The organism is Streptomyces cellostaticus, assembly GCF_001513965.1.
GTDB lineage: Bacteria > Actinomycetota > Actinomycetes > Streptomycetales > Streptomycetaceae > Streptomyces > Streptomyces cellostaticus.
Genome location: NZ_KQ948016.1, coordinates 136762 through 158181, shown reverse-complemented (window position 1 = coordinate 158181; position 21420 = coordinate 136762). Strand labels below are relative to the sequence as shown.

The following is a 21420-nucleotide window of genomic DNA, read 5'->3' as shown; positions in this document are numbered from 1 at the left end:
GTTTGCTTAGGTGACGTCATGGCGGCGTCCGCCGACTGTCACAGCCGTGTCACGAGCCCGGACGCGGCCTTCGCCAGCGCCGTGAAGTCCTCCGCCCGCAGGCCGGTCCTCGGATCGACGTGGTACAGCAGCGCGGGCCCGCAGTGATGCGCCGCCACGTAGGCGCTGTCCGCCGGGCTCTGCTCGTCGTCCACCCACGCGAACGGGCGGCCCCCGGCGTACCGCACGATCGCCACCGTCTTCCAGTGGACCCCGTCCGGCCGCTCGGCGAACAACTGGCCGCCGAAGTCGACGTACGGCAGCTCGGGCAGCCCCAGCACCGGGGCGATCCAGCGGTTGGCCTCGGCCATCCACGTCGTCGCCCAGCACAGGTCGTAGCCGAGCGACAGCAGCGCCGGGCCGTGGGACGGGTTCAGCCACAGCCGCAGGGGCCGGCCGGGACGTAGGGACGCCCTGATCGTCGTACAGCCCTCGGGGCGGCGCTCCGGCTGGGCCGCGTACGGGTTGAGCGGACCGTCGACGTCCAGGAACAACAGAGGGCGGCTCACGCGATCACCGTACGGCGCCGCGGCGGGCGGGGCGCGGGATTTTCTTCCGCCGGGCAGGCATAGTGGCGCCCTCGCCCCCGCGTCACCAGGGATGCAGGGCCCCGACAGCAGGTCGGCCCGGGGGACGGAGAAGGTGACGATGGATGCCGAGGCACACGAGAGTTTCCGGGAGTTCGTGGCCGGCCGGTCGTCGGCGCTGCTGAGGACGGCCGTCCTGCTGACCGGCGGGGACCGGCACGCCGCCGAGGACATGCTGCAGAACGCGCTGGTCAAGGCGGCCGGGCGCTGGCAGCGGATCGACGAGCCGAAGGCCTATGTCCGGCGGATCCTCTACCGGCAGCAGATCAGCCGCTGGCGGCTGAAGTGGCCGCGGCGCGAGGTCACGGTCGCCGACCGCCGGAGACCCCCGCGGCCCCGGACGCATCCGGCGCCGCCGAGCTGCGGCTCGTGCTGCGCGCGGCCCTGTCCCGGCTCACCGCCCGCCAGCGCACCGTGCTGGTCCTCCTCCCCCACTCTCGGCTTCGCTCGAGCGGGGGGACCTCCACCTTCGAGGACCTGCCCGAGGCCGAAGTGGCCCGGCTGCTGGGCTGCTCGGTGGGCACCGTACGGTCCACCACCCACCGCTCCCTGGCCAGACTCCGTGAACTGGCCCCCGAGTTGGCGGCACGGGAACCCCGGCGGCACCAGCCGTCCCGTGGCTTCTCGCCCGTGGAGGTGCGTCCGTGAACGTCGAGGACCTCGTGCGCGACGCGCTGCGGGAGCAGGCCGCGCAGCAGCCGCCGGTGCCGCCGGGATTCGCCGACCGGGTGCTGGGCGCCCGTCGGCGCCGCCGTACCCGCCGGCTGGCGTCCGTCGCCGCTGCCGCCGCCGCGGTGATCGCCATCGGTGCCGGGGTGCCGCTGCTGGACTCCGGCGGCACCAAGGACGTACGGCCGTCCGGCGTGCCGGACTCCCGTGCCGTCCACGCCCACCCCGACCAGTCGCCGCCGCGCGAGCTGATCGCGGCCGGGCGGTCGGCACTGGCCGCGTACTACACGACCCGTACCGTGCCGCACAGCGCCGGCCTCGCGCTCGGTGAGCGCACGTACTGGCTGCTGAACCCCAGGACCGGCCGGTACCGGAAGGACGCCCGCTGGTCGTTCGTGGCCGTCGCCCCGGGCCTGCGGACCGCCGCCGTGCTGGAGCGGAAGCTGCCCGCCGCCCGCATCGGCCTGCTCGACCTCGCGACGGGGGAGGTCGAGCGGTGGATCCCGGTGGCCCACGGCGTCGGAGGGCTCGCCTTCTCGCCGGACGGCCACAGGCTGGTCGCCACGACGTACAGCGAGAATCCCGACGGGTTCGGCAAGGTCACCGACGCGCAGACCGGCCGCAGCACTTGGGGGCCGCGGTTCGGATCCATGCCCCGGACCGGCTTCGAGATCCTGGACGTGGCCTCCGGCAGGGGAACCTGGGCCCGCGTCGCGCCGAACCGTGCCGCCCAGGGCCGCGAGGACTTCGCCTTCAGCCGCACCGGTGACCTGCTGTACGCGCGGATCGTGGGGTCCCGGGACGGCATGCAGCAGTTCTACGACCTCACGGGCCGGGAGGCCGCCGCGCCCGCGAACGAGCGCCGGCTGAGGTCGGACGTGAGCGCCCGGCTGTCCCCGGACGGACGGCTCGCCGCCTGGGGGCCGGTGGCGGAGCCGCACGGCACGTCGTACTCCTCGATCCGTGATCCGCGAAGCGGCAAGGAGATCACCCGGGTGCGCGGCGCGCAGCTGCTCGCCTGGGTGGACGACAAGCGGCTCATCGCCTGGGAGCGGGACCCCGGCATGGAGCTGTACCGGCTCCGGCTGGTGCTGGTCACGATCGGCAGGACGGACATCGTCCCGCTGAGCGGCTACGAGACTCCGGACCCCGAGTCGACCCCCACGTACTGGCAACCGGTGTTCGCCGACCGCTGATCAGGGCGCGGCCAGCGTCTCGTACCGCGCCAGCAGCCCGTCGGCCGCCTCCCGGCCGGCGGGAAGCAGCGGTGCGCGCACCGGGCCCGCGGGCAGGCCCAGGCGGGCCAGCAGGGCCTTGGCGGTGACCGTGCCCGGCAGCCCCGCGCCCATCATCGCCTCGATCAACGGCGTTGCCCGCAACTGGAGTTCGGTCGCCCGGGCGGTGTCGCCGGCGTCGAAGGCGTCGAGGATCGCGGCGATCGGGCCGGGGGCGGCGTTCGCGACCGTGCTCACACAGCCCGCCGCGCCGACCGCGTACAGCGCCAGCACATGCTCGTCACAGCCCGCGTAGTACGCCAGGTCCGTGTGCGCCAGCACCTTCTGGGTGCCGAGGAAATCGTAGGAGCAGTCCTTGACCGCCACGATCCGCGGGTGTTCGGCGAGGCGGATCATCGTCTCGGGCTCGATCCGGGTGCCGGTGCGGCCCGGGATGTCGTAGAGCATCACCGGCAGGCCGCTCGCGTCGGCGACCTGCCGGAAGTGCGCCTCCACGGCTTCCTGCGGCGGCCTGCTGTAGTACGGCGTCACCACCAGCACGGCGTCGGCGCCCGCCTTCTCGGCCGCGAGGGCCCCCTCGATCGTGTGCCGCGTGGCGGCGCTGCCGACGCCTGCCACCAGCGTGACGTCCTCGCCGACCGCCTCCCGGACGGCCGCGACCAGTTCCGCCTTCTCCGTGTCCGTGGTGGTCGGCGACTCGCCCGTGGTGCCGTTCAGCACCAGACCGTCGCAGCCCTGTGCCACCAGGCGGCCGGCCAGCTGCCGGGCACCTTCCAGGTCGAGCGTGCCCGCCTCGGTGAACGGGGTGATCATCGCGCACAGGGTCCGGCCGAAGGGCTGGCGTCGATTCGTCATGGGAGTAGTCTCGGCGGGACGATGCTGAAGCTCTACTTAATTCTTCTGCGAGATATTGGTAAGTGTTGCTAAGTTGTTGAGCAAGGGTGGCCGACGGCCCGGTGTCCAACTCGGCCCTTCATGGGTCACCATGGGGCCCGGACGGTCATCGACGTCGGTCATGGGAGGCACCATGAAGCTCGGCAAGGCACTGGCCACCGGAGTCGCCGAGGAGCGGCCGCTCGTCCACGAGGAGGAGCCGCAGCTCCCCGAGGGGATCACCCTCGGTGCACCGGCCGAACCGGCCCGCGAAGAGGTACCGGCGGCCCGATGAGGCTGCGGCTCCCGGCGGAACGCCCGACGGAGCCGCCGACCGGTTACAAGATCGCCCACCCGGTGCTGTCCCAGGACGGCACCCGGGCCGGGTTCACCGGTGTGTCACTGGGCGGCGCGCTGCCGTACGGCGTGCTCGACGACGCCTCCTGCGTCTACGGGCGCAGGCACCGCCCGCCCGCGCGCCGGTGCGACTGCGGCTTCCACTGCGTGCACGACCGTACGGCCGCCGAGGCCCTGCTGTGCACCGCGGAACACCGGGCCGCCATGCTGCTCGAAGTCCTGGTGCTCGGCGCCTACATCCGCTTCGAGCGCGGTTTCCGCTACGCACGGCAGCGCGTGCGCACGGCGACCGCCGGCCCGTGCGCCTGCGGCGCCACCGCGGCCGCGCTCGCCGACGCCGGCTGGGGCAGACCCGGCTGGCGGGCCCTCGCGCCCGCATGCGCGGGCTGTGTGCGCGCTCGTCCGTCCGTCTCGCTCGCCGGATTCGCCCGGCTGGCCGGTCAGGGGCTGCGGGTGGTCGCGGGCAGCGGCGCTGCGGCGGTTCCGTCCGCCAGCTTGCCGGCCGACGGGGAGCCGGGCGTGCCCGAACTCGTTGCCGAAGCGGCCCTGTTGCAGGCGCGCCTCGACTGGTTCCAGACCCAACTCGCCCGCCTCGGCGAACGCGGCGCCGGGGGAGCGGAGAAGGGCTGACGGCCGCCGGCGGGGGTACCCGGATATTCCGTAGGGAGGGGGCAGCGCACCGCGATCGGACGCGTCCGGCCGTCCGGCCGGACGTGATCAGGGAAAGGGCACACCGATGACGCACAGGACTCCGCACGGCTCGGGCGCCAAGGGCCCCGACGAACTGCGGCACCAGATCGAGCAGGCCAGGAACCGGCTCGCCAGGGCCGATGTGAAGGGCCGGGCGCTGACCCGGGCCGCCGACCTCAGGGACAAGGCCGGCGCCATGACCGTGCAGCTGCGCTCGAGCGCCACCCAGACCGCACTCCGCCATCCGCGCCCCCTGATCGTCGCGGGCGCGGCGGGCGCCGCCCTCGCCACGGTGGGCGTGCTGCGCCGCCGGCACCACTGACCTCACCCGGTCCTCCGGGCGGCCAGGGGGCGCGTGCACCCTCTCACCGACAACTTGGTCCGTCTGGACAAAAAAAGTTTTCGGTGAGAGGGTGGACGCATGCTGGACGTGACCGTGATCGAGGACCCCGAGGCCGCAGCCGTATCGCTCGACCCGATACGGGCCCGGCTGCTCGCCGAGCTGGCCGCCGGGCCGGCCTCCGCCGCGATGCTGGCCGGCCAGGTCGGGCTGCCCCGGCAGAAGGTGAACTACCACCTCAAGGCGCTGGAGCGGCACGGCCTGGTCGAGCTGGCCGGGGAGCGCCGCAAGGGCAATGTCACCGAGCGGCTGATGCGCGCGACCGCCGCGTCGTACGTCATCTCGCCGGCCGCCCTCGCCGCCGTGCAGCCGGACCCGGACCGCTTCCGTGACCAGCTCTCCGCACGCTGGCTGCTCGCGCTCGGCGCCCGCCTGGTGCGGGACGTCGGCGCGCTGATCACCGGCGCCGCCAAGGCCCGCAGACAACTGGCGACCTACGCCCTGGACGGCGAGGTCCGCTTCGCCTCCGCCGCCGACCGCGCGGCCTTCGTGCAGGAGCTGACGGCGGGCGTGAGCGCCCTGATCCGCAAGTACGAGGCCCCCGACGCCGAGGGCGGCCGCGACCACCGGATCGTCGTGGCCCTCCACCCCACGGTCAAGGACCAGCCCACCCTCGAAAGCTGAGCAGGAGCCCCACCATGTCCAAGGAATTCGAGATCGTCCGCGAGTTCGAGGTCGACGTCCCGCCCGAGAAGGTGTGGGAGGCCATCACCACCGGTACCGGTGGCTATCTGTGGCCGATGGACCCGCCCGAGCCCCGGGTGGGCGGCACGGGACCCTTCGGGTCCACCGTCACCGCCTGGGACCCGCCCCATCGCTACACCAACCGCAGCGAGGACGTCGGCTTCCCGGTCCAGTCCCTCAACCAGCTCGACTACACCATCGAGCCGCGCGACGAGGGCCGCCGGGCCTGGGTGCGCTACGTCCACAGCGGCATCTTCACCGACGACTGGAACAACCAGTACGACGGCGCGAGCAAGCACACCAACTTCTACCTGCACACCCTGTGCGAGTACCTCACGCACTTCGCGCCCCGCCCGGTCACCTTCGCCCAGCTGGAGGGGCCCGCGGCCTCGCAGACCCCGCGGGCGCTCGCCGCCGTCGCCCGGGCGCTCGACCTGGCGGACGACACGGCCGCGGGCACGAAGGTCAGCGCCCGAGGGCCCGGCGGGCGGACCCTGGACGCCGTACTCGACTACCGCAACCCGTACTTCATCGGGCTGCGCACCGACAGCGCCCTCGTCCGCTTCTTCGGACGCGGCCACTGGGGCGCGCCGCTCGGCATCAGCGTGCACGACTTCGCACCGGACGCCGACGCCAAGGCGGACGAGAGAGCCTGGCAGGACTGGCTGAACGGCGTGTTCAGCCAGTCCTGACCGGGAGTTACGGACGGAACCGCAGCACCTGCGGGTCGTGGTCGCTGATCTGGTCGTTGAACTCCGAGTTGACGTGCACGCTGTCATACGCGAAGTCGCAGCCGCGCCGGATCGCCGGGCTGATCAGGATCTGGTCCAGGACCTGCTGGTTGCCTTGGTAGTCGTAGGTGTAACGCTCGCTCTTCGGCAGCGACTTGATCGCCGACCACAGCTCGCCGTCGCCCTCGAGGATCTTCGCGGTCCCGGAGAACTCGAAGTCGTTCATGTCGCCGAGCGCGATGACGTTCGCGTTCTTCTGCACGGACAGGATGTCCTTGACGAACGCGTTCACCTCGGTCGCCTGGGCGTGGCGCTGGATCTCCGAGCTGCGCACCGGCGGCTGGTACTGCGAGGTCAGACCCTGGTCGCCGCCCTTGGAGTTGAGGTGGTTGGCGATCACGAAGACGGTCTTGCCACGGAAGACGAACTCGCCCGCCAGCGGCTTGCGGCTGCTCTTCCAGGCCGCGTTCGCCGGGTCGATCCGGCCCGGCGAGACCGTCAGCTGCGCCTTGCCGTTCACCTTGGTGACGCCGACCGCGGTGGTGGAGTCACCGCCCGCGCGGTCCACGAAGGACACCCGCTCCGGGTTGAACAGGAGCACCTGGCGGATGTTGCCGCCCGGCTCGCCGCCGTCCTGGTCGTTGACCGGGTTGATCGAGCGCCAGTCGTACTTCGGGCCGCCCGCCGCGACGATCGCGTCGATCAGCTTGGTGACGGTCCGGCTCGCGTCGACCGTGCCGTCGTCGGTGGCACCGTTGTTGTCCTGGATCTCCTCCAGGGACACGATGTCCGGCGACTGCAGGTTGTTCACGATCGCGGCCGCGTGCTTGTCGAAGGTGGCGTCCGACGGGTCGAGGTTCTCGACGTTGTAGGTCGCCACCGCCAGCTCGCCGCGCGCCTGCTTGCGCGTGGTCTCCCGCTGCAGACCGCCGCTCTTCAGCGTGCCGAGCTTACTCGCGGCCAGGGTGTAGCCGCCGAACTGGTTGAAGTCCAGCGGGCCCGTGGTGGTGCCCTCCAGAGTGTCGCCGACGTTCGCCTTCGGGAAGTCGGCGGTGGCACCCAGCGACTGGATCTGCAGACGGCCGGTGTTCTGGGAGTCGTAGGAGCCGTAGATGGTGCCGCCGCGGTGCGTGCGGTGCTCGTGCGGCTTCACCGTCACCCACAGCTCGCTGTACGGGTCGGTGGCGGTGACCACGCGGGTGTCCTCGACCTGGACGTTCATGCCCTCCAGGGACTCGTAGTAGTCCAGGGCGTACTTCGAGGGGTCCAGGGCCAGGCCGTTGACGGAGCCGCTCGCGGCGGTGTCGCCGGCGGGGGCGTACGCGTCCGGCACCGTGTCCTCGTCGATGACGACCGGGGCCGGGACCGCGTTGCCGGTGGAGACGGCGGTGACGGTCGGCTTGGTGATCTCGGTGACCGACTGGTTGCCGGAGGACGTGCCGCCCGGGACGTACTCGGAGACCGTGCCGGTCACCGTGACCGAGTCGCCGACCGCGGCCTTCGGCGCGGAGCCGGTGAAGACGAACACGCCCTCGCTGGTGGCCGGATTGTCGTCCGGGGTCGGATCCTGGAGCCAGAAGCCCTTGGAGGAGCCGTACGTGCGCGTGGCCGTGACGATGCCCGGCACGTCCGTGACCTTCTGGCCCGCGTACGGCGATATTCGGGTCGTGCCCTGGATGTCGTGGATGCGCACCGAGTCGGCGTGCGCGGGGGAGGTCAGGGCGACGGCAGAGGCCGCGCTGCAGACGGCGGCGACGGTGAGCGCGGCGAGGCGCGCGGAAGACCTGCTCGGCAAGGGATCCCTCCGGGGACGTGCGTGAGCGCCGGGACGAGGGTGGAACGGGAGTGTGCAGGGCCCGTAGCCCTGCGTGACACGCGTAGAACAGAGTGAACAGTTGTCCCCCCAACTTCTACGCGCGTCAATCTCCTGCCTGTTCCCGGGAGTTGTCAAGGTTTCGGCCATGTACGGCCGTCGGCGAAGAGATGAACCGGGCGGCATGGGTGGAAATCCGTCTAGGCTGAGCGGCTGAGTCCGTTCACGGTCCGAGGAGAACCAGCCGATGTCAGACAGCTCCCCCCTGCCGCCCGTACGGCTGCGCCCCGAAGCGGAGCTGGCGCGCGCCGCGCTGTCCACGCCGTTGCTCTCCCGCGCCGCCCGCCTCGCCCGCTGGGCCGGGCCCGACACCCGCGTGGACGCCGGCGGCGGCCTGGTCGAGGAACAGCTTCCGGCCGCCGCCGAACTGCTCGGCCTCGACGGGGACGACGCCGCCGCCTACGCCAGTGAGGCCTGGCGGGTGGCCGTGGACGCCGGACTGGTCGAGATCGTGGACGAAGAGGCCGGGACCGTCGCCGCCGCGGACGAACTGGCGCTGCTCACCGGCGGCTCCCCGCACGATGTGCTGACGGTGTGGCTGGCCGCCCTGGAGACCGTCGTCGCGGACGCCGGCGTGCCCGATCTGGACGGTCTGGTCGACGCGATGGACGAGGGCGGCGAGGTCGATTTCTCGTCACTCGACTGGGACCCGGAGGCCGAGGCGGACTTCCTCGACGGCGTCCTCGGCAACCTCTACCTGCTGACCGTCAGTGAGGACGGCCCCGGCGAGAGTCCGGTGCCGCTGCCCGCCCTCGCCGCCTCGATGATCGTCCCCAGCGACATGGGCGAGCCCACCAACGACGTCCTGGAACAGGTCTCCGACGCGATGATGCGCCTCGACGACCAGTTCCGGATGCTGGAGCCGGTCGGTCTGGTGGAGTACCAGCCGGTGGACGAGGCGCTGATGGCCGATGCGGAGGAAGAGCCCTCGGCCCCGGTGGACGACACCGACGTCTCCCGCTACGGCATGGTCCGGCTCACCCCGCTGGGCGCGTACGGGCTGCGGGCGCGGCTGCTGGAGGCCGGGTTCGAGGCGCCCGCGGTCGGTGAACTCGCCGACAAGGGCGCGGACGTGCTCCTCGACGGCACCGCGCACTTCGGGCAGTCCGCCGCACGCGCCGAGACCGAGCAGTGGCTGACCTGCCGCGAACCGCTCGACGCGGCCCGGGAGTTGCTGGCGGCGGCGCGAGGTGCCGACGCCGGGGCGCCGCTGCGCAGGCTGCGCTGCCAGCAGGCGCTGTCCCTGGTCGGCGCCGAGGCCGAGCCCGCGCTGCGGGACGTTCTCGGCGATCCCGAGCTGGGCGGGCTCGCCCGGGTGTGGCTCAGTGAGCGGGGCGCCTCCGGTGTACCCGCGCCCTCGCAGGAGCTGGTGTTCTGGCTGACCATCGACACGGTGGCCGCACAGCTGGCCGCCGAGGGCAACTCGGAGGAGCTGCAGGCACTGGTGGAGGGGCTGGCCGAGCAGCACAGCGGGTTCTTCGCGGCTGCCTGGCGGGTGGAGCATCCCGCCACCGCGGATGTGCTGGAGGCGATGGGGCGGCTGCATCCGGACAAGAAGGTGGCGAAGGAGGCGCGGAAGGCTGCCTTCAAGGCCCGTTCCCAGCAAGGGGGCTGAGCAGCGGCCCGGACATGGAGCGGACATGGCCGGTGTTTTGGCCGGCCATGGGGCGGTGCATACGGATTCATGGAACAGGGGTCTTCGACGTAGCCCGGTGTTCAACTCCCGTTCAAAAGGTGGCGGGAGCGTGTGCGCCGAACCGAAGCCCCGCCACCCTCCACGGCACGCCCACCGTCACAGGAGACACCATGTCGCTCACCCGCAGGGACTTCGCCAGAAAATCCGCGATCACCGGTGCCGGGGTCGCGCTGGCGGGCAGCGTCGACGCCCTCGCCACCGCCCCGGGAGCCCTCGCCGCCACGGACGACATCGAGAGCGCGGACGGCGAGTCGGCGCACGGCCACCACGGCGTCGGCTACGGCCCGCTGATCCCCGACCCGGACGGCATCCTCGCGCTGCCCGCCGGTTTCAAGTACCGGATCATCACCTACAGCGGGAAGACCACGCTGGAGTCCGGTGAGTTCACCCCGTCCAACCACGACGGCACCTCCACCTTCGACGGTCCTCGCGGCGCCACCCTCCTCGTCAACAACCACGAGCTCAAGGGCCCGCGCGCCAACTGGACGTACCCGGTGCCGCTCACCGAGGGCCTCGTCTACGACCCCGCCGCCTCCGGTGGCTGCACGGTGGTCGAGGTGCGCCGCGACCAGGTCGCCGAGTGGGTGGGCATCGCCGGCACCTCCACCAACTGCGCGGGCGGTAACACCCCGTGGGGCACCTGGCTGACCTGCGAGGAGACCGAGGACAAGGCCGGCCAGAACGGCATGACCAAGGACCACGGCTACGTCTTCGAGGTCGACCCCGCCGACCGCCGGGCCAACCGCGACCCCCAGCCCGTCAAGGCGCTCGGCCGCTACGCCCACGAGGCCGTCGTGGTGGACCCCAAGCGCGGCCACCTGTACCTCACCGAGGACGCGGCAGGACCCAACGGCCTGTTCTACCGCTGGACCCCGCCGGAGGGCTTCCGCCACGGCCGCGGCAGGCTGCGCACCCTCGCCGACGACGCGGGCGTCCTCCAGGCCTTCAAGTGCTTCGACTCCGGCGGCAGGTTCGTGGACGACCTGTCCCGGGCCACGAAGACCGGCACCGTGTACGGCGTCGACTGGGTGGACGTCCCCGACCGTGACGCCAGGACGGTCTCGGTCCGCAAGCAGTTCACCGACGGCCAGGTCACCCGCGCCCGCAAGCTGGAGGGCATGTGGTGGGGCGACGGCGGCGCCTACATCGTCTCCTCCTTCGCCCGCGCGGAGAGCCCCGTCCAGCACGACGGCCAGGTCTGGTTCTACGACCCCAGGCGCCGCACCCTGACCCTCAAGGTCCTCCTCGGCGTCAACCCGGACCCGTCCGCCGACGGCGACTTCGACGGCCCGGACAACATCACCGTCTCCCCCTACGGCGGCCTGGTCATCGCCGAGGACGGCGAGGGCGTCCAGCACCTGTTCGGTGCCACCGACAGCGGCCGCACCTACCCGATCGCCCGCAACGAACTCAACATCGGCACCGCGGACAAGCCCGAGTACAGCGAGTTCACCGGCGTCACCTTCTCACCCGACGGCCGCACCCTGTTCGCCAACATCCAGGAGCCGGGCATCATGCTGGCCGTCACGGGGCCCTGGAAGCGGCAGAAGTGCGACTGACTTCGGCGTCGTAATTAATTCGCTCGCTCGTCCCGCGGTTCCCCTCCTAGAGTGATCCACGTCCAGGTGCGACAGGCAGGACCTACTTCCACTCTTCATGGGGAGGCCGCGGGTTCGAGTCCCGCCACCGGCTCGACGGGCCGGTGTAGCTCAGGGGTTAGAGCACCAACCGTCGGTTCCGCCGACCTCGATCTCTGGACACCGAAAACTTCATGCACCTCCCGGTGCGCAGGCTGCGGTTACTTCTTTTCCAAAGAGAACCCATGACCGCCGCCGAATTGATCTCGGGAGGCGCAGCACATGGTGGGTGTCCGGTGCGCAGGCAGCGGTTACTTCAATGGGATCAGAAGGTTGCGGGTTCGACTCCCGTCATCGACTTCGGGTCGGTGTAGCTCAATGGATAGAGCATCTGACTAAGTCCGCCGCCGACTCCCGATCTCGGACACCCTCCATTTGCTGTGCCTCCCTCCGAAACGCAAACGAATTCGGGGGAATTCACCATGGCGCGATTCAACACGCGTACCGCCAAGGCGCAGCTGAAGTCGGCGGTGACGTCGACGGGCCGCATCCTGCGGACCTACGAGGGCGGCCGGGGCCAGGAGCGCGATCCCCGCTCCGAACTTTTCCTCCTCGCGGTCTCCAACTTCGTCTCGCAGAACACCTTCTACGAGAGCGGCGACGACCGCGACGACCGCTTCACCCGCCTCGTCCGCGACCTCGCCGTCAGCGACCCGGACTGGACGGCCGGCCTGCTCGGCTGGCTGCGCGGCGAGGGCAACATGCGGACGGCCTCGATCGTGGGCGCCGCCGAGTACGTGCACGCTCGGCTGATGGCGGGCGCCACCGACGGCCCGTCCAACCGGCAGGTCGTGGACTCCGTACTCCAGCGCCCGGACGAGCCCGGCGAGCTGCTCGCCTACTGGACGGCGACGTACGGCCGCGCGATCCCCAAGCCGGTCAAGCGCGGAGTCGCCGACGCCGTACGACGCCTGTACCACGCCAAGTCGCTGCTCAAGTACGACACCGCGTCCAAGGGCTACCGCTTCGGCGACATCCTCAACCTGGTGCACGCGGCGCCGGATGCGGACAAGCCGTGGCAGGGCGAGCTGTTCCGGTACGCCCTCGACCGGCGGCACAACCCGGACACCGCCGTGCCGCCCGCGTCCCTCCCGGTGCTCACCGCGCAGCGCGAGCTGATGTCGCTGCCCATCGACCAGCGGCGGGCGGTCGTCACCGCGCCCGGCGGTGCCGAGCGGCTCGCGGCGGCCGGCATCACCTGGGAGGCGCTGGCCGGGTGGCTCCAGGGCCCGATGGACAAGGCGGCCTGGGAGGCCGTGATCCCGTCCATGGGGGCGATGGCGCTGGTCCGTAACCTGCGGAACTTCGACGAGGCGGGTGTCTCGGACGAGGTCGCAGCCCGGGTCGCGGCGAGGATCGGCGACCCGGAGCAGGTGGCGCGCTCGCGGCAGTTCCCGTTCCGCTACCTGGCCGCGTACCGGCACGCACCCTCGCTGCGCTGGGCGTACCCGCTGGAGCAGGCGCTCGGCCACTCGCTGGCCAACGTGCCCGCGCTGACGGGCCGCACGCTGGTGCTGGTCGACCGGTCGGGCTCGATGTTCTGGTCGCAGGTGTCCGAGCGCGCGCAGCTCACCCGGGCCGACGCGGCGGCGATCTTCGGCTCCGCGCTCGCGCTGCGGGCGGCGGACGCCGACCTGGTCGAGTTCGGCTCGACCAGCGCGAAGGTGGACTTCCGCAAGGGCGAGTCGGTGCTGAAGCTCCTGGAGCGCTTCGGCAACCTGGGCGGCACCGACACCACCGAGGCGGTGCGCCGACACTACAAGAAGCACGACCGGGTGCTGATCGTCACCGACGAGCAGTACACCCCGCACCAGCACGGCGACCCGACCGCCCAGATCCCGGCCCATGTCCCGGTCTACACCTGGAACCTGGAGGGTTACCGGGCGGGCCACGGACCGTCGGGCACGGGGAACCGGCACACGTTCGGCGGTCTTTCGGACTCGGCTTTCCGGATGGTGCCGCTGCTCGAATCCGCTCGTGACGCCGACTGGCCGTGGGCGGCCTGACCCGCGTCCGGCCCTGATCGTGGCCCGCACTTCTACGGGGGGTGCGGGCCACACCCTTGCCTGCCCTCGATCTGATATCTAACATTTCAGTTCGTGGAGACTCTACGCCCCGTCCCCCGCACCCTGCTCCGGGACCGTGCCTACGCGGCGATCCGGGACGCCATCGTGGCCGGGGAGATCGAGCCCGGCGCGGTGGTGCGCGACGCCGACCTCGCCGAGCGGCTGGGGCTGTCCCGTGCCCCCGTGCGCGAGGCCTTCGCGCGGCTCGTGGACGAGGGGCTGCTGGAGAGCAAGCCGCAGAGCTACACCCGGGTCACCCCGCTCGTTGCCGCCGACGTACGGGACGCGGCGGCCGTGGTCGGCGCCATGCACGAGCTGGTCACCCGGGGCGCCGTCCCCCGGCTGCGAGACGCGGACCTGGCCGGGATGCGCGCCGCCAATGACCGCTTCGCCGCCGCCGTACGGGCGGGTGACGTGGACGAGGCCCTGCGTGCCGACGACGAACTGCACGACGTCCTGGTCCGGGCGAGCGGCAACCGCGCCGCCGCCGCGACCGTCGCCCGCTACACCCCGCTCATCCGACGCCTGGAACGGCAGCGCTTCGGGGAGGGCGGCTCGTGCCGCTCGGCGGGGCTGCACGAGCGGCTGATCGAGGCCTGTGCCGACGGTGACGTGGACGGTGCCGTCCGGGTCACGGCCGACATCTGGCGCACGCTCGCGGACCTGGCCGACCCCGACTGACTCCGCCCGACCCAGGAGGTCCCGTGTCCCTGTCTTCCTCGTCTTTCTTGTCCTCCTTGTCCTCCTTGTCCTCCTTCGAGCGTTACCCGCTGCTCTTCGGTCCCTCCCCGGTCCACCCCCTGGAGCGCCTGACCGCCCATCTCGGCGGTGCCGCCCTGTGGGCCAAGCGGGAGGACTGCAACTCCGGGATCGCCTACGGCGGGAACAAGACCCGCAAGCTGGAGTACCTGGTCGCCGACGCGCTCGCGCAGGGTTGCGACACGCTGGTGTCGATCGGCGGGGTGCAGTCCAACCACACCCGCCAGGTCGCCGCCGTCGCGGCTCGTGCCGGGCTCAAGTGCGTGCTGGTGCAGGAGAGCTGGGTGGAGTGGCGGGACTCCGTGTACGACAAGGTCGGCAACATCCTGATCAGCCGGCTCGCCGGGGCCGAGGTACGGCTGGTGCGGGCCGGGTTCGGAATCGGGTTCAAGGAGAGCTGGGAGCAGGCGCTGCGGGATGTCGAGGACGCGGGCGGGAAGCCGTACCCCATCCCGGCCGGCGCCTCCGACCACCCGCTCGGCGGCCTCGGCTTCGCCCGCTGGGCCTGTGAAGTCGCCGAGCAGGAGCAGGAGTTGGGCGTCTTCTTCGACACGGTGATCGTGTGCTCGGTGACCGGTTCCACCCAGGCGGGCATGGTCGCCGGGTTCCGCTCTCTGGAGGAGGCGGGCGGGCGGCCGCGCCGGGTGCTCGGCATCGACGCCTCGGCCGAGCCCGCCCGCACCCGCGAGCAGATCGCCCGGATCGCCCACGCCACCGGTCAACTCATCGGAGTGAAGGGAGAGATGACCGTCGAGCTGGACGAGCGGTACCACGCGGGGACCTACGGCATCCCCGATGCGGCCACCCTGGAGGCCATGCGGCTCGCCGCGCGGACGGAGGGCATGGTCACCGACCCCGTCTACGAGGGGAAGTCCATGGCCGGGCTGGTCGACCTCGTCCGGCGCGGCGAGATCGGCGCGGACGCGACGGTGCTCTACGCCCACCTCGGCGGACAGCCCGCACTCAATGCCTACAGCGCACTGTTCTAGACGTTCCGGGCGCCGCAGCGGGCCGAACAGTCGATAAAATGCGGAGAGAGGCCCCGGTCTGCAAGGAGTAACTGGATGACGCAGGTCAGGCCCATGCGCGCGGACGCTCGGCGCAACTACGAGCGATTGCTGAAGGTCGCGGCGGAGGCCTTCGCCGAGCATGGGGAGAACGCGTCACTCGACGACATCGCCAAGCGGGCGGGCGTCGGCTCGGGCACGCTCTACCGGCACTTCCCCACGCGGCAGGCGCTGCTGGAGGCGGCATACGTGGACCGGCTCGAGGCGCTCGGGACGCGGGCCGACGAGCTGGCGGCGGAGCTGCCGCCGGGCGAGGCGCTGATGGAGTGGCTGAACGAGGTGTGCGTCGCCACGATCCAGGTGCGGGGGATGAAGTCCCTGCTGGGCTCGGCGGTCACGGACGGCAGCTCGGCCGCGAGCACGGCGTGCGGCACGTCGGTGCAGGGCGCGGCGACGCGGCTGGTGGAGGCGGCCCAGGCGGAGGGGGCCCTGCGGGCCGACGTGGAGCCGATCGAGGTGCTGCGGCTGGCGCACGGGGTGGCCACGGCTTCGGAGCTGGCGCATGGGCAGGGGCGGGAGATCCGGCGGTTCCTGTCGCTGCTGACGGAGGGGCTGCGACCCTAGCAGCCGCGTAGCTGCGGGCAGTCGTGCCGTCCGGGGGTCCCCCCAGGCCCTTAAGGCACTGGGAGAGGCACGACTGCCCGCAGCTCAGTGGGTTACAGCGCCCGTGCCCCCGGATCCACCATGTTCCGAACCGTCCGCGCCTTCACGAACTCGCCCATCGCCGTCATGTCCCACTCGCCGGAGAACTGCCGGACGAGCTTGGCCATCATCACGCCCGTCTGCGGCTCGGCGGTGGTGAGGTCGAAGCGGACCAGTTCCTCTCCCGTGGCCGCGTCCACCAGGCGGCAGTAGGCCTTGGCGACCTCCGTGAACTTCTGGCCGGAGAAGGAGTTGACCGTGAAGACCAGGCCGGTGACCTCCTGGGGGAGGCGGCCGAGGTCGACCGTGATCACCTCGTCGTCGCCCCCGCCCTCACCGGTGAGGTTGTCACCCGAGTGCTTGATCGCGCCGTTCAGGATCGTCAGCTTGCCGAAGTAGCAGCTGTCGATGACGTTGCGCTGCGGGCCGTAGGCGATGACCGAGGCGTCCAGGTCGATGTCCTTGCCGCGGAACGCGGGCTCCCAGCCCAGGCCCATCTGCACCACGGAGAGCAGCGGGCGGCCGCCCTTGACCAGGGACACGGTCTGGTTCTTCTTGAGGCTGACCCGGCCCTTGTCCAGGTTGATCTTCCCGGCGCCGGGCGCCGGGGCGGGCGGAGCAGCCGGGGCGGGCGGTGTGACCGGTGCCTGTGCGGCGGGCGCCGGCGGGGCCGCCGGTGCGGCGGCCGGCTCCTCCACCGTCACGCCGAAGTCCGTCGCGATGCCGGCCAGTCCGTCGGCGTACCCCTGGCCGACGGCGCGGGCCTTCCATGCGCCGCCTCGCCGGTAGATCTCCACGATCACCAGTGCCGTCTCCGTGCCGAGCTGCGGCGGTGTGAACGTGGACAGGACCGAGCCGCCGTCCGCGTCCCGGATCGTGGCCGTCGGCTCGATGCCCTGGAAGGTCTGGCCGGCCGCGTCCGGGCTGGCCGTGACCACGATCTTCTCGATGTCCGGCGGCACCGCGGCGGTGTCGACCGTGATCGCGTCGGGCGCCGCACCGCCGCCGGACGTGTACGTCACGCCCGGTCCGGCGGGCTGGTTGTAGAAGATGAAGTCGTCGTCGGAGCGCACCTTGCCGTCGGCGGTGAGCAACAGGCCCGACACGTCGAGCCGCACCGGCGCGGAGACGTCCACCGTCACACGGGCGGTCGCCAGAGGGATGTTCGAGCCTGGGGTCATAGCGGTCATGGCGGGTGAACGAACGACACCGCTTTACCGTTCCCTTACCGACGAGGCGACCCCCGATCGGCTCAGGGCACCACCACGATCTTCCGCCCCACCCCCGACGCGAACTGCTCCAGCGCCTCGGGGTACCGCTCCAGCGGGATCCGGTCGCTGATGAACACCTCCGGGTCCAGCACCCCGTTCGCGAACAGCTCGGCCGCCCGCTCGAAGCTGTGCAGCACCGCCATCGAACCGGTGATGGTGATCTCCTGGTTGTAGATGCGGTACGGGTCGATCGTCACGCGGGTCGCGTAGTCGGCCACCCCGAACTGGAGGAACGTGCCCGCCTTCGCCACCCGGTCCAGGCCGTCCTGGATCGCCGCCGCGTTGCCCGTCGCGTCCACGACCACGTCCCAGCCCTGCGGGCGGTCCAGTTCGTCCGCGCCGGCCGCCGCGCGTGAGACGCCGAGGCGGCGGGTCGTCTGCAGGCGCGCGGGGTTGACGTCGACCACGTCCACGCTCGCGGCGCCCGTGCGCTTGGCCAGCTCCAGCATCATCAGGCCCATGGTCCCGGAGCCGTAGATCAGGACGTGGGAGCCGAGCCGGGAGCGCAGGACGTCGTAGCCGCGTACCGCGCAGGACAGCGGCTCCACCAGGGCCGCGTCCTGGGTGCGCACGTGCTCGGGCAGCTTCACGCAGTTCGCCACGGGGGCCACCGCGTACCGGGCCGCCCCGCCCGCCGTCGTCACGCCGATCGCGGCCCACCGCTCGCACAGGTTGTTGTGGCCGGTACGGCAGTGACGGCACTCGTAGCAGTACAGGGAGGGGTCCACGGCCACCCGGTCGCCGACCGCGAGCTCCGTGACCTGGGTGCCGACCCCGACCACCTCGCCCGCGAACTCGTGCCCGGGGACGATCGGCAGCTTGGGTGCGAACTCGCCCTGCAGGATGTGCAGATCGGTGCCGCACAGGCCGCAGGCGGCCACCTCCACGACGACCTCGCGGGGCCCCGGTGTCGGGTCCGGGACCTCGGTGACGACGGCGCGGCCCACGGACTCGATGACGGCGGCCTTCATTTCACAGCTCCCAACGACAGGCCCTGGACCAGCTTGTCCTGGGCGGCGAACCCCGCGGCGAGCACCGGCAGGGAGATGACGAGCGACGCGGCGCACACCTTGGCCAGGAACAGGCCCTGGCTGGTGATGAAGCCGGTCAGGAACACGGGGGCGGTCTCGGCGACCACGCCCGTCAGCACTCGGGCGAACAGCAGTTCGTTCCAGCTGAAGATGAAACAGATCAGGGCCGTGGCGGCGATGCCGGGCAGGGCGATCGGGGCCACCACGCGCGCGAGGATCGTCGGCAGCCGGGCTCCGTCCACCCGCGCCGCCTCGATGACGGCGATCGGCACCTCGGCGAGGAAGGACTGCATCATCCACACCGCGATCGGCAGGTTCATGGAGGTGTAGAGGATGACGAGCAGCCAGATGTTGTCGAGCATTCCGGCGTTCTTGGCGAACAGGTAGATCGGCAGCAGGCCCGCCACGACCGGCAGCATCTTCGTGGACAGGAAGAAGAACAGGACGTCCGTCCATTTCTTCACCGGGCGGATGGACAGCGCGTACGCCGCCGGGAGGGCGAGGAGCAGCACGCAGACCGTCGAGACCACCGAGGCCACCGTGGAGTTGATCAGCGCGGGCCACGGGCTCGCCCCGCCGCCCGTGCCGAAGAACTCGCGGTAGCCGTCCAGGGTGAGGGAGGCGGTGAAGGAGGGCGGGTTGGTCCCCGCGTCCGTCTCGGAGTGGAAGGAGGTCAGGGCCATCCATGCGAGGGGCAGGAAGAAGACGATCCCGGCCAGCCAGGCCACCAGGCCCAGGCCGGTGCCTCTGCGTATCCGCAGGATTGTTGTGCTCATGCGCGGGACACCTCCTCGCGGAACAGGGACGACACCACGCGCAGGGCGAAGGTCGCGATGACGATGGAACCGATGACCACCAGGACGCCGGCGGCCGAGGCGAGGCCGTTCTCGTGGGCCTGGTAGAAGCTCTGGTAGACGGTGTAGGGCAGGTTGGCGGTGCCGAGGCCGCCGGAGGTGATCGTGAACACCGCGTCGAAGTTCTGCACGATGTAGATCGAGCCCAGCAGGGCGCCGAGTTCGAGGTAGCGGCGCAGGTGGGGCAGGGTGAGGTAGCGGAAGATCTGCCAGCCGCTCGCGCCGTCGACCCGCGCGGCCTCCATCTGCTGCTGGTCGCGGCTCTGCAGCCCGGCCAGCAGGATCAGCATCATGAACGGCGTCCACTGCCACACCAGGGAGGCCTCGACCGCGAGCAGCGGGGTGTGCGAGATCCAGTCCGGCTGTGGGCCGCCCACATAGTGCAACAACCCATTGAACAGGCCGTATTCGGGGTTGTAGAGCACATGCTTCCAGAGCAGGGCCGCGGCCACGGGCACCACCAGGAACGGGGCGATGAGCAGGGTGCGCACGACACCCCGGCCGCGGAACCTGCGGTCCAGCAGCAGGGCCAGCGCCAGGCCGAGGACCAGGCTGGCCAGCACCACCGCCACCGTGAGCAGCACGGTCGTCCACACCGAGTGGCGCAGGTCCGCGTCGGTCAGCACCTGGCGGTAGTTGTCGAGGCCGGTGAAGCGGCGGGCCTTGGGGTAGAGGGCGTTCCAGTCGAAGAAGGAGATCACCAGCGTGGCCACGAACGGCAGCTGGGTCACCACGATCATGAAGACGAGGGCCGGGAGGAGCGGGCCCCGGGTGGCCCAGGCGCGCAGCCGGGCCGAGGGTTGTTTCATGGTTCTTACGGGGGTGGCCGTGAGGGGAGCCGTTGTCGTCGCTGTCATCGTCCCTCGTACTCCTTGGAGATCTTCTCGGCGAGCTGCTGGGACTTCTTGAGGGCCGAGCCGGCGGACTGGCGTCCGGCGATGGCCGCGCTGATCTCCTGGGAGACCTTGGTGCCGAGGTCGGTGAACTCGGGGATGCCGACGAACTGGATGCCGGGCGCGGGGCGCGGCTGCACGCCGGGGTCGTCCGGGCGGGCGCTCTCGATGGCCTCCTTGGTCATCTCCTGGAAGGCGGCGGCCGACTTGCGGTAGTCGGCGTTCGTGTACGTCGAGGCCCGCTTGCCCGCCGGGACGTCGGGCCAGCCGCTGGTCTCGCCGACCAGTTGCTCATAGCCCTTGCCGGACGCCCAGGAGACGAACTTCCAGGCCTTGTCGGGGTTGCGGGAGGCCTTCTGGATGCCCCAGGCCCAGGTGTAGAGCCAGCCGGAGGAGTTCGTCTTCTCGACGGGGGCGGGCGCGTAGCCGAGCTTGCCCTTGACCGGGGAGCCGGCCGCCTCCAGCAGACCGGCCGCGGAGGTGGCGTCGTACCACATGGCGACCTTGCTCTGCGTCATGTCGTTGAGGCACTCGGCGAAGCCGGACTGGGCCGCGCCCGACTCGCCGTGGCCGCGGACGAGATCGACATAGAACTTTGTCGCCTTCTCGAACTCGGGGGAGTCCAGGCGGGCCTTCCAGTCCTTGTCGAACCAGGTGCCGCCGAAGGTGTTCACGACGGTGGTGAGCGGTGCCATCAGCTCGCCCCAGCCGGGCAGTCCGCGCAGGCAGATGCCCTTCATGCCAGGCTGTGCGCCGTCCGCCTTCGCGGCGAGGCCGGCGACCTGCTGCCAGGTGGGGTGCGCCGGCATCGTCAGGCCCTTCGCGGCGAACACGTCCTTGCGGTACATCAGGAAGGACGACTCGCCGTAGAAGGGCTGCCCGTAGAGCTTGCCGTCGTCGCCGGTGAGGGACTGGCGCATGGGCCTGAGGACGTCCTGCTCGTCGTAGGCCGGGTCCCTGGCGGTGTACGAGTTCATCTCGTGCAGCCAGCCGTTGCGGGCGTAGATCGGTATCTCGTAGTTGGACAGCGTGGCGACGTCGTACTGGCCCGCCTGGTTGGCGAAGTCCTGGCTGATCTTGTCGCGGACGTCGTTCTCGGGCAGGACGGTGAAGTTGACGTTGATGCCGGTCTCCTTCGTGAAGTGCGCGGCGGTCAGCTTCTGCAACTCGGCCATCTGGGGGTTGTTGACCATCAGCACATTGATGGAGTCGCCGCCGGAACCGGTCCCGCCCGCACCGACCCAGCAGCCGGAGAGCAGCGGGGCGAGCAGCGTCCCTGCGGCGGCCATGGCGAGCGTGGCTCGCGGCCTCCGTCGGCTCGGGATGCGCATGGATCGCTCCTGGATGTATCGGGATACTGGATGTA

General features: G+C 71.2%; 20 protein-coding genes and 1 pseudogene. 13 read left to right on the top strand and 8 right to left on the bottom strand.

Annotated features, from left to right (window positions below; translation table 11 throughout):
* Positions 1–38: 38 nt before the first annotated feature.
* On the bottom strand, positions 39–548 hold the full coding sequence (locus AQI88_RS04335; RefSeq protein WP_066992126.1) for an HAD domain-containing protein: 510 nt from the start codon (positions 546–548) through the stop codon (positions 39–41).
* A 139-nt stretch (positions 549–687) separates the two neighbouring features.
* Between AQI88_RS04335 and AQI88_RS04330 the strand changes: the two are divergent.
* Positions 688–1274: pseudogene (locus tag AQI88_RS04330) on the top strand (SigE family RNA polymerase sigma factor).
* Positions 1271–2491: a WD40 repeat domain-containing protein gene (locus AQI88_RS04325; RefSeq protein ID WP_066992123.1), complete on the top strand. Its 1221-nt coding sequence runs from the start codon at positions 1271–1273 to the stop codon at positions 2489–2491. The pseudogene AQI88_RS04330 and the gene AQI88_RS04325 overlap by 4 nt, the downstream one beginning before the upstream one ends.
* On the opposite strand, the gene dapA is transcribed toward AQI88_RS04325, so the two are convergent.
* Entirely contained in the window at positions 2492–3385 is an 894-nt protein-coding gene (gene dapA / locus AQI88_RS04320) for a 4-hydroxy-tetrahydrodipicolinate synthase (protein WP_079057387.1), read from the bottom strand.
* Between the two features lie 172 nt (positions 3386–3557).
* Between dapA and AQI88_RS46510 the strand changes: the two genes are divergently transcribed.
* The 5 genes from AQI88_RS46510 to AQI88_RS04300 all read left to right on the top strand — a co-directional run bounded on the left by AQI88_RS46510 (position 3558) and on the right by AQI88_RS04300 (position 6226).
* Positions 3558–3698, top strand: a complete 141-nt coding sequence (locus tag AQI88_RS46510; protein ID WP_167357440.1) for a hypothetical protein — start codon at positions 3558–3560, stop codon at positions 3696–3698.
* The gene (locus AQI88_RS04315) at positions 3695–4390 is read left to right on the top strand and encodes a hypothetical protein (RefSeq protein WP_066992117.1); all 696 of its coding nucleotides are present in this window, start codon (positions 3695–3697) and stop codon (positions 4388–4390) included. Before AQI88_RS46510 ends, AQI88_RS04315 begins: the two co-directional genes overlap by 4 nt.
* Positions 4391–4496: 106 nt before the next feature.
* Positions 4497–4772, top strand: coding sequence for a hypothetical protein (locus AQI88_RS04310; RefSeq protein ID WP_066992114.1), 276 nt, complete (start codon positions 4497–4499; stop codon positions 4770–4772).
* Positions 4773–4871: 99 nt separating this feature from the next.
* On the top strand, positions 4872–5474 hold the full coding sequence (locus tag AQI88_RS04305) for an ArsR/SmtB family transcription factor (RefSeq protein WP_066992111.1): 603 nt from the start codon (positions 4872–4874) through the stop codon (positions 5472–5474).
* Between the two features lie 14 nt (positions 5475–5488).
* Positions 5489–6226, top strand: a complete 738-nt coding sequence (locus tag AQI88_RS04300; RefSeq protein WP_066992108.1) for an SRPBCC family protein — start codon at positions 5489–5491, stop codon at positions 6224–6226.
* 7 nt (positions 6227–6233) lie between these two features.
* On the opposite strand, the gene AQI88_RS04295 is transcribed toward AQI88_RS04300, so the two are convergent.
* Positions 6234–8060, bottom strand: a complete 1827-nt coding sequence (locus AQI88_RS04295) for an endonuclease/exonuclease/phosphatase family protein (RefSeq protein ID WP_066992105.1) — start codon at positions 8058–8060, stop codon at positions 6234–6236.
* A gap of 265 nt (positions 8061–8325) precedes the next feature.
* Here AQI88_RS04295 and AQI88_RS04290 point away from each other — a divergent pair, with 265 nt between their 5' ends.
* From AQI88_RS04290 to AQI88_RS04265, 6 genes are all read left to right on the top strand, one after another.
* Complete coding sequence (locus AQI88_RS04290) at positions 8326–9753, top strand: hypothetical protein (protein ID WP_066992102.1); 1428 nt, start codon at positions 8326–8328, stop codon at positions 9751–9753.
* A gap of 191 nt (positions 9754–9944) precedes the next feature.
* A complete protein-coding gene (locus AQI88_RS04285) occupies positions 9945–11393 on the top strand; it encodes an alkaline phosphatase PhoX (protein WP_066992098.1) in 1449 nt (482 codons plus the stop codon).
* Between the two features lie 500 nt (positions 11394–11893).
* On the top strand, positions 11894–13477 hold the full coding sequence (locus AQI88_RS04280) for a TROVE domain-containing protein (protein WP_066992095.1): 1584 nt from the start codon (positions 11894–11896) through the stop codon (positions 13475–13477).
* A gap of 93 nt (positions 13478–13570) precedes the next feature.
* Positions 13571–14218: a GntR family transcriptional regulator gene (locus AQI88_RS04275; protein ID WP_066992092.1), complete on the top strand. Its 648-nt coding sequence runs from the start codon at positions 13571–13573 to the stop codon at positions 14216–14218.
* Between the two features lie 56 nt (positions 14219–14274).
* Complete coding sequence (locus AQI88_RS04270; protein WP_066993626.1) at positions 14275–15285, top strand: 1-aminocyclopropane-1-carboxylate deaminase; 1011 nt, start codon at positions 14275–14277, stop codon at positions 15283–15285.
* A 75-nt stretch (positions 15286–15360) separates the two neighbouring features.
* Entirely contained in the window at positions 15361–15927 is a 567-nt protein-coding gene (locus AQI88_RS04265) for a TetR/AcrR family transcriptional regulator (RefSeq protein ID WP_066992089.1), read from the top strand.
* 92 nt (positions 15928–16019) lie between these two features.
* Here AQI88_RS04265 and AQI88_RS04260 read toward each other — a convergent pair whose 3' ends face one another.
* The 5 genes from AQI88_RS04260 to AQI88_RS04240 form a co-directional block, all read right to left on the bottom strand.
* Entirely contained in the window at positions 16020–17186 is a 1167-nt protein-coding gene (locus AQI88_RS04260; RefSeq protein WP_066992085.1) for a TerD family protein, read from the bottom strand.
* Positions 17187–17257: 71 nt separating this feature from the next.
* Positions 17258–18247: a zinc-dependent alcohol dehydrogenase family protein gene (locus AQI88_RS04255; protein WP_066992082.1), complete on the bottom strand. Its 990-nt coding sequence runs from the start codon at positions 18245–18247 to the stop codon at positions 17258–17260.
* The gene (locus tag AQI88_RS04250; protein ID WP_066992080.1) at positions 18244–19083 is read right to left on the bottom strand and encodes a carbohydrate ABC transporter permease; all 840 of its coding nucleotides are present in this window, start codon (positions 19081–19083) and stop codon (positions 18244–18246) included. Before AQI88_RS04250 ends, AQI88_RS04255 begins: the two co-directional genes overlap by 4 nt.
* Complete coding sequence (locus tag AQI88_RS04245; RefSeq protein ID WP_066992076.1) at positions 19080–20018, bottom strand: carbohydrate ABC transporter permease; 939 nt, start codon at positions 20016–20018, stop codon at positions 19080–19082. The genes AQI88_RS04250 and AQI88_RS04245 overlap by 4 nt, the downstream gene beginning before the upstream one ends.
* The gene (locus AQI88_RS04240) at positions 20015–21385 is read right to left on the bottom strand and encodes an ABC transporter substrate-binding protein (RefSeq protein WP_066992073.1); all 1371 of its coding nucleotides are present in this window, start codon (positions 21383–21385) and stop codon (positions 20015–20017) included. The genes AQI88_RS04245 and AQI88_RS04240 overlap by 4 nt, the downstream gene beginning before the upstream one ends.
* Positions 21386–21420 lie beyond the last annotated feature (35 nt).

Excerpts from the sequence above, each read along its gene's own strand:
- AQI88_RS04250 (WP_066992080.1), bottom strand. The coding sequence starts at position 19,083 with ATGAGCACAACAATCCTGCGGATACGCAGAGGCACCGGCCTGGGCCTG.
- AQI88_RS04265 (WP_066992089.1), top strand. The coding sequence starts at position 15,361 with ATGACGCAGGTCAGGCCCATGCGCGCGGACGCTCGGCGCAACTACGAG.
- AQI88_RS04255 (WP_066992082.1), bottom strand. The coding sequence starts at position 18,247 with ATGAAGGCCGCCGTCATCGAGTCCGTGGGCCGCGCCGTCGTCACCGAG.
- AQI88_RS04315 (WP_066992117.1), top strand. The coding sequence starts at position 3,695 with ATGAGGCTGCGGCTCCCGGCGGAACGCCCGACGGAGCCGCCGACCGGT.
- AQI88_RS04280 (WP_066992095.1), top strand. The coding sequence starts at position 11,894 with ATGGCGCGATTCAACACGCGTACCGCCAAGGCGCAGCTGAAGTCGGCG.
- AQI88_RS04245 (WP_066992076.1), bottom strand. The coding sequence starts at position 20,018 with ATGACAGCGACGACAACGGCTCCCCTCACGGCCACCCCCGTAAGAACC.
- AQI88_RS04260 (WP_066992085.1), bottom strand. The coding sequence starts at position 17,186 with ATGACCCCAGGCTCGAACATCCCTCTGGCGACCGCCCGTGTGACGGTG.
- AQI88_RS04310 (WP_066992114.1), top strand. The coding sequence starts at position 4,497 with ATGACGCACAGGACTCCGCACGGCTCGGGCGCCAAGGGCCCCGACGAA.
- AQI88_RS04285 (WP_066992098.1), top strand. The coding sequence starts at position 9,945 with ATGTCGCTCACCCGCAGGGACTTCGCCAGAAAATCCGCGATCACCGGT.
- AQI88_RS04300 (WP_066992108.1), top strand. The coding sequence starts at position 5,489 with ATGTCCAAGGAATTCGAGATCGTCCGCGAGTTCGAGGTCGACGTCCCG.
- dapA (WP_079057387.1), bottom strand. The coding sequence starts at position 3,385 with ATGACGAATCGACGCCAGCCCTTCGGCCGGACCCTGTGCGCGATGATC.
- AQI88_RS04240 (WP_066992073.1), bottom strand. The coding sequence starts at position 21,385 with ATGCGCATCCCGAGCCGACGGAGGCCGCGAGCCACGCTCGCCATGGCC.
- AQI88_RS04305 (WP_066992111.1), top strand. The coding sequence starts at position 4,872 with ATGCTGGACGTGACCGTGATCGAGGACCCCGAGGCCGCAGCCGTATCG.
- AQI88_RS04290 (WP_066992102.1), top strand. The coding sequence starts at position 8,326 with ATGTCAGACAGCTCCCCCCTGCCGCCCGTACGGCTGCGCCCCGAAGCG.
- AQI88_RS46510 (WP_167357440.1), top strand. The coding sequence starts at position 3,558 with ATGAAGCTCGGCAAGGCACTGGCCACCGGAGTCGCCGAGGAGCGGCCG.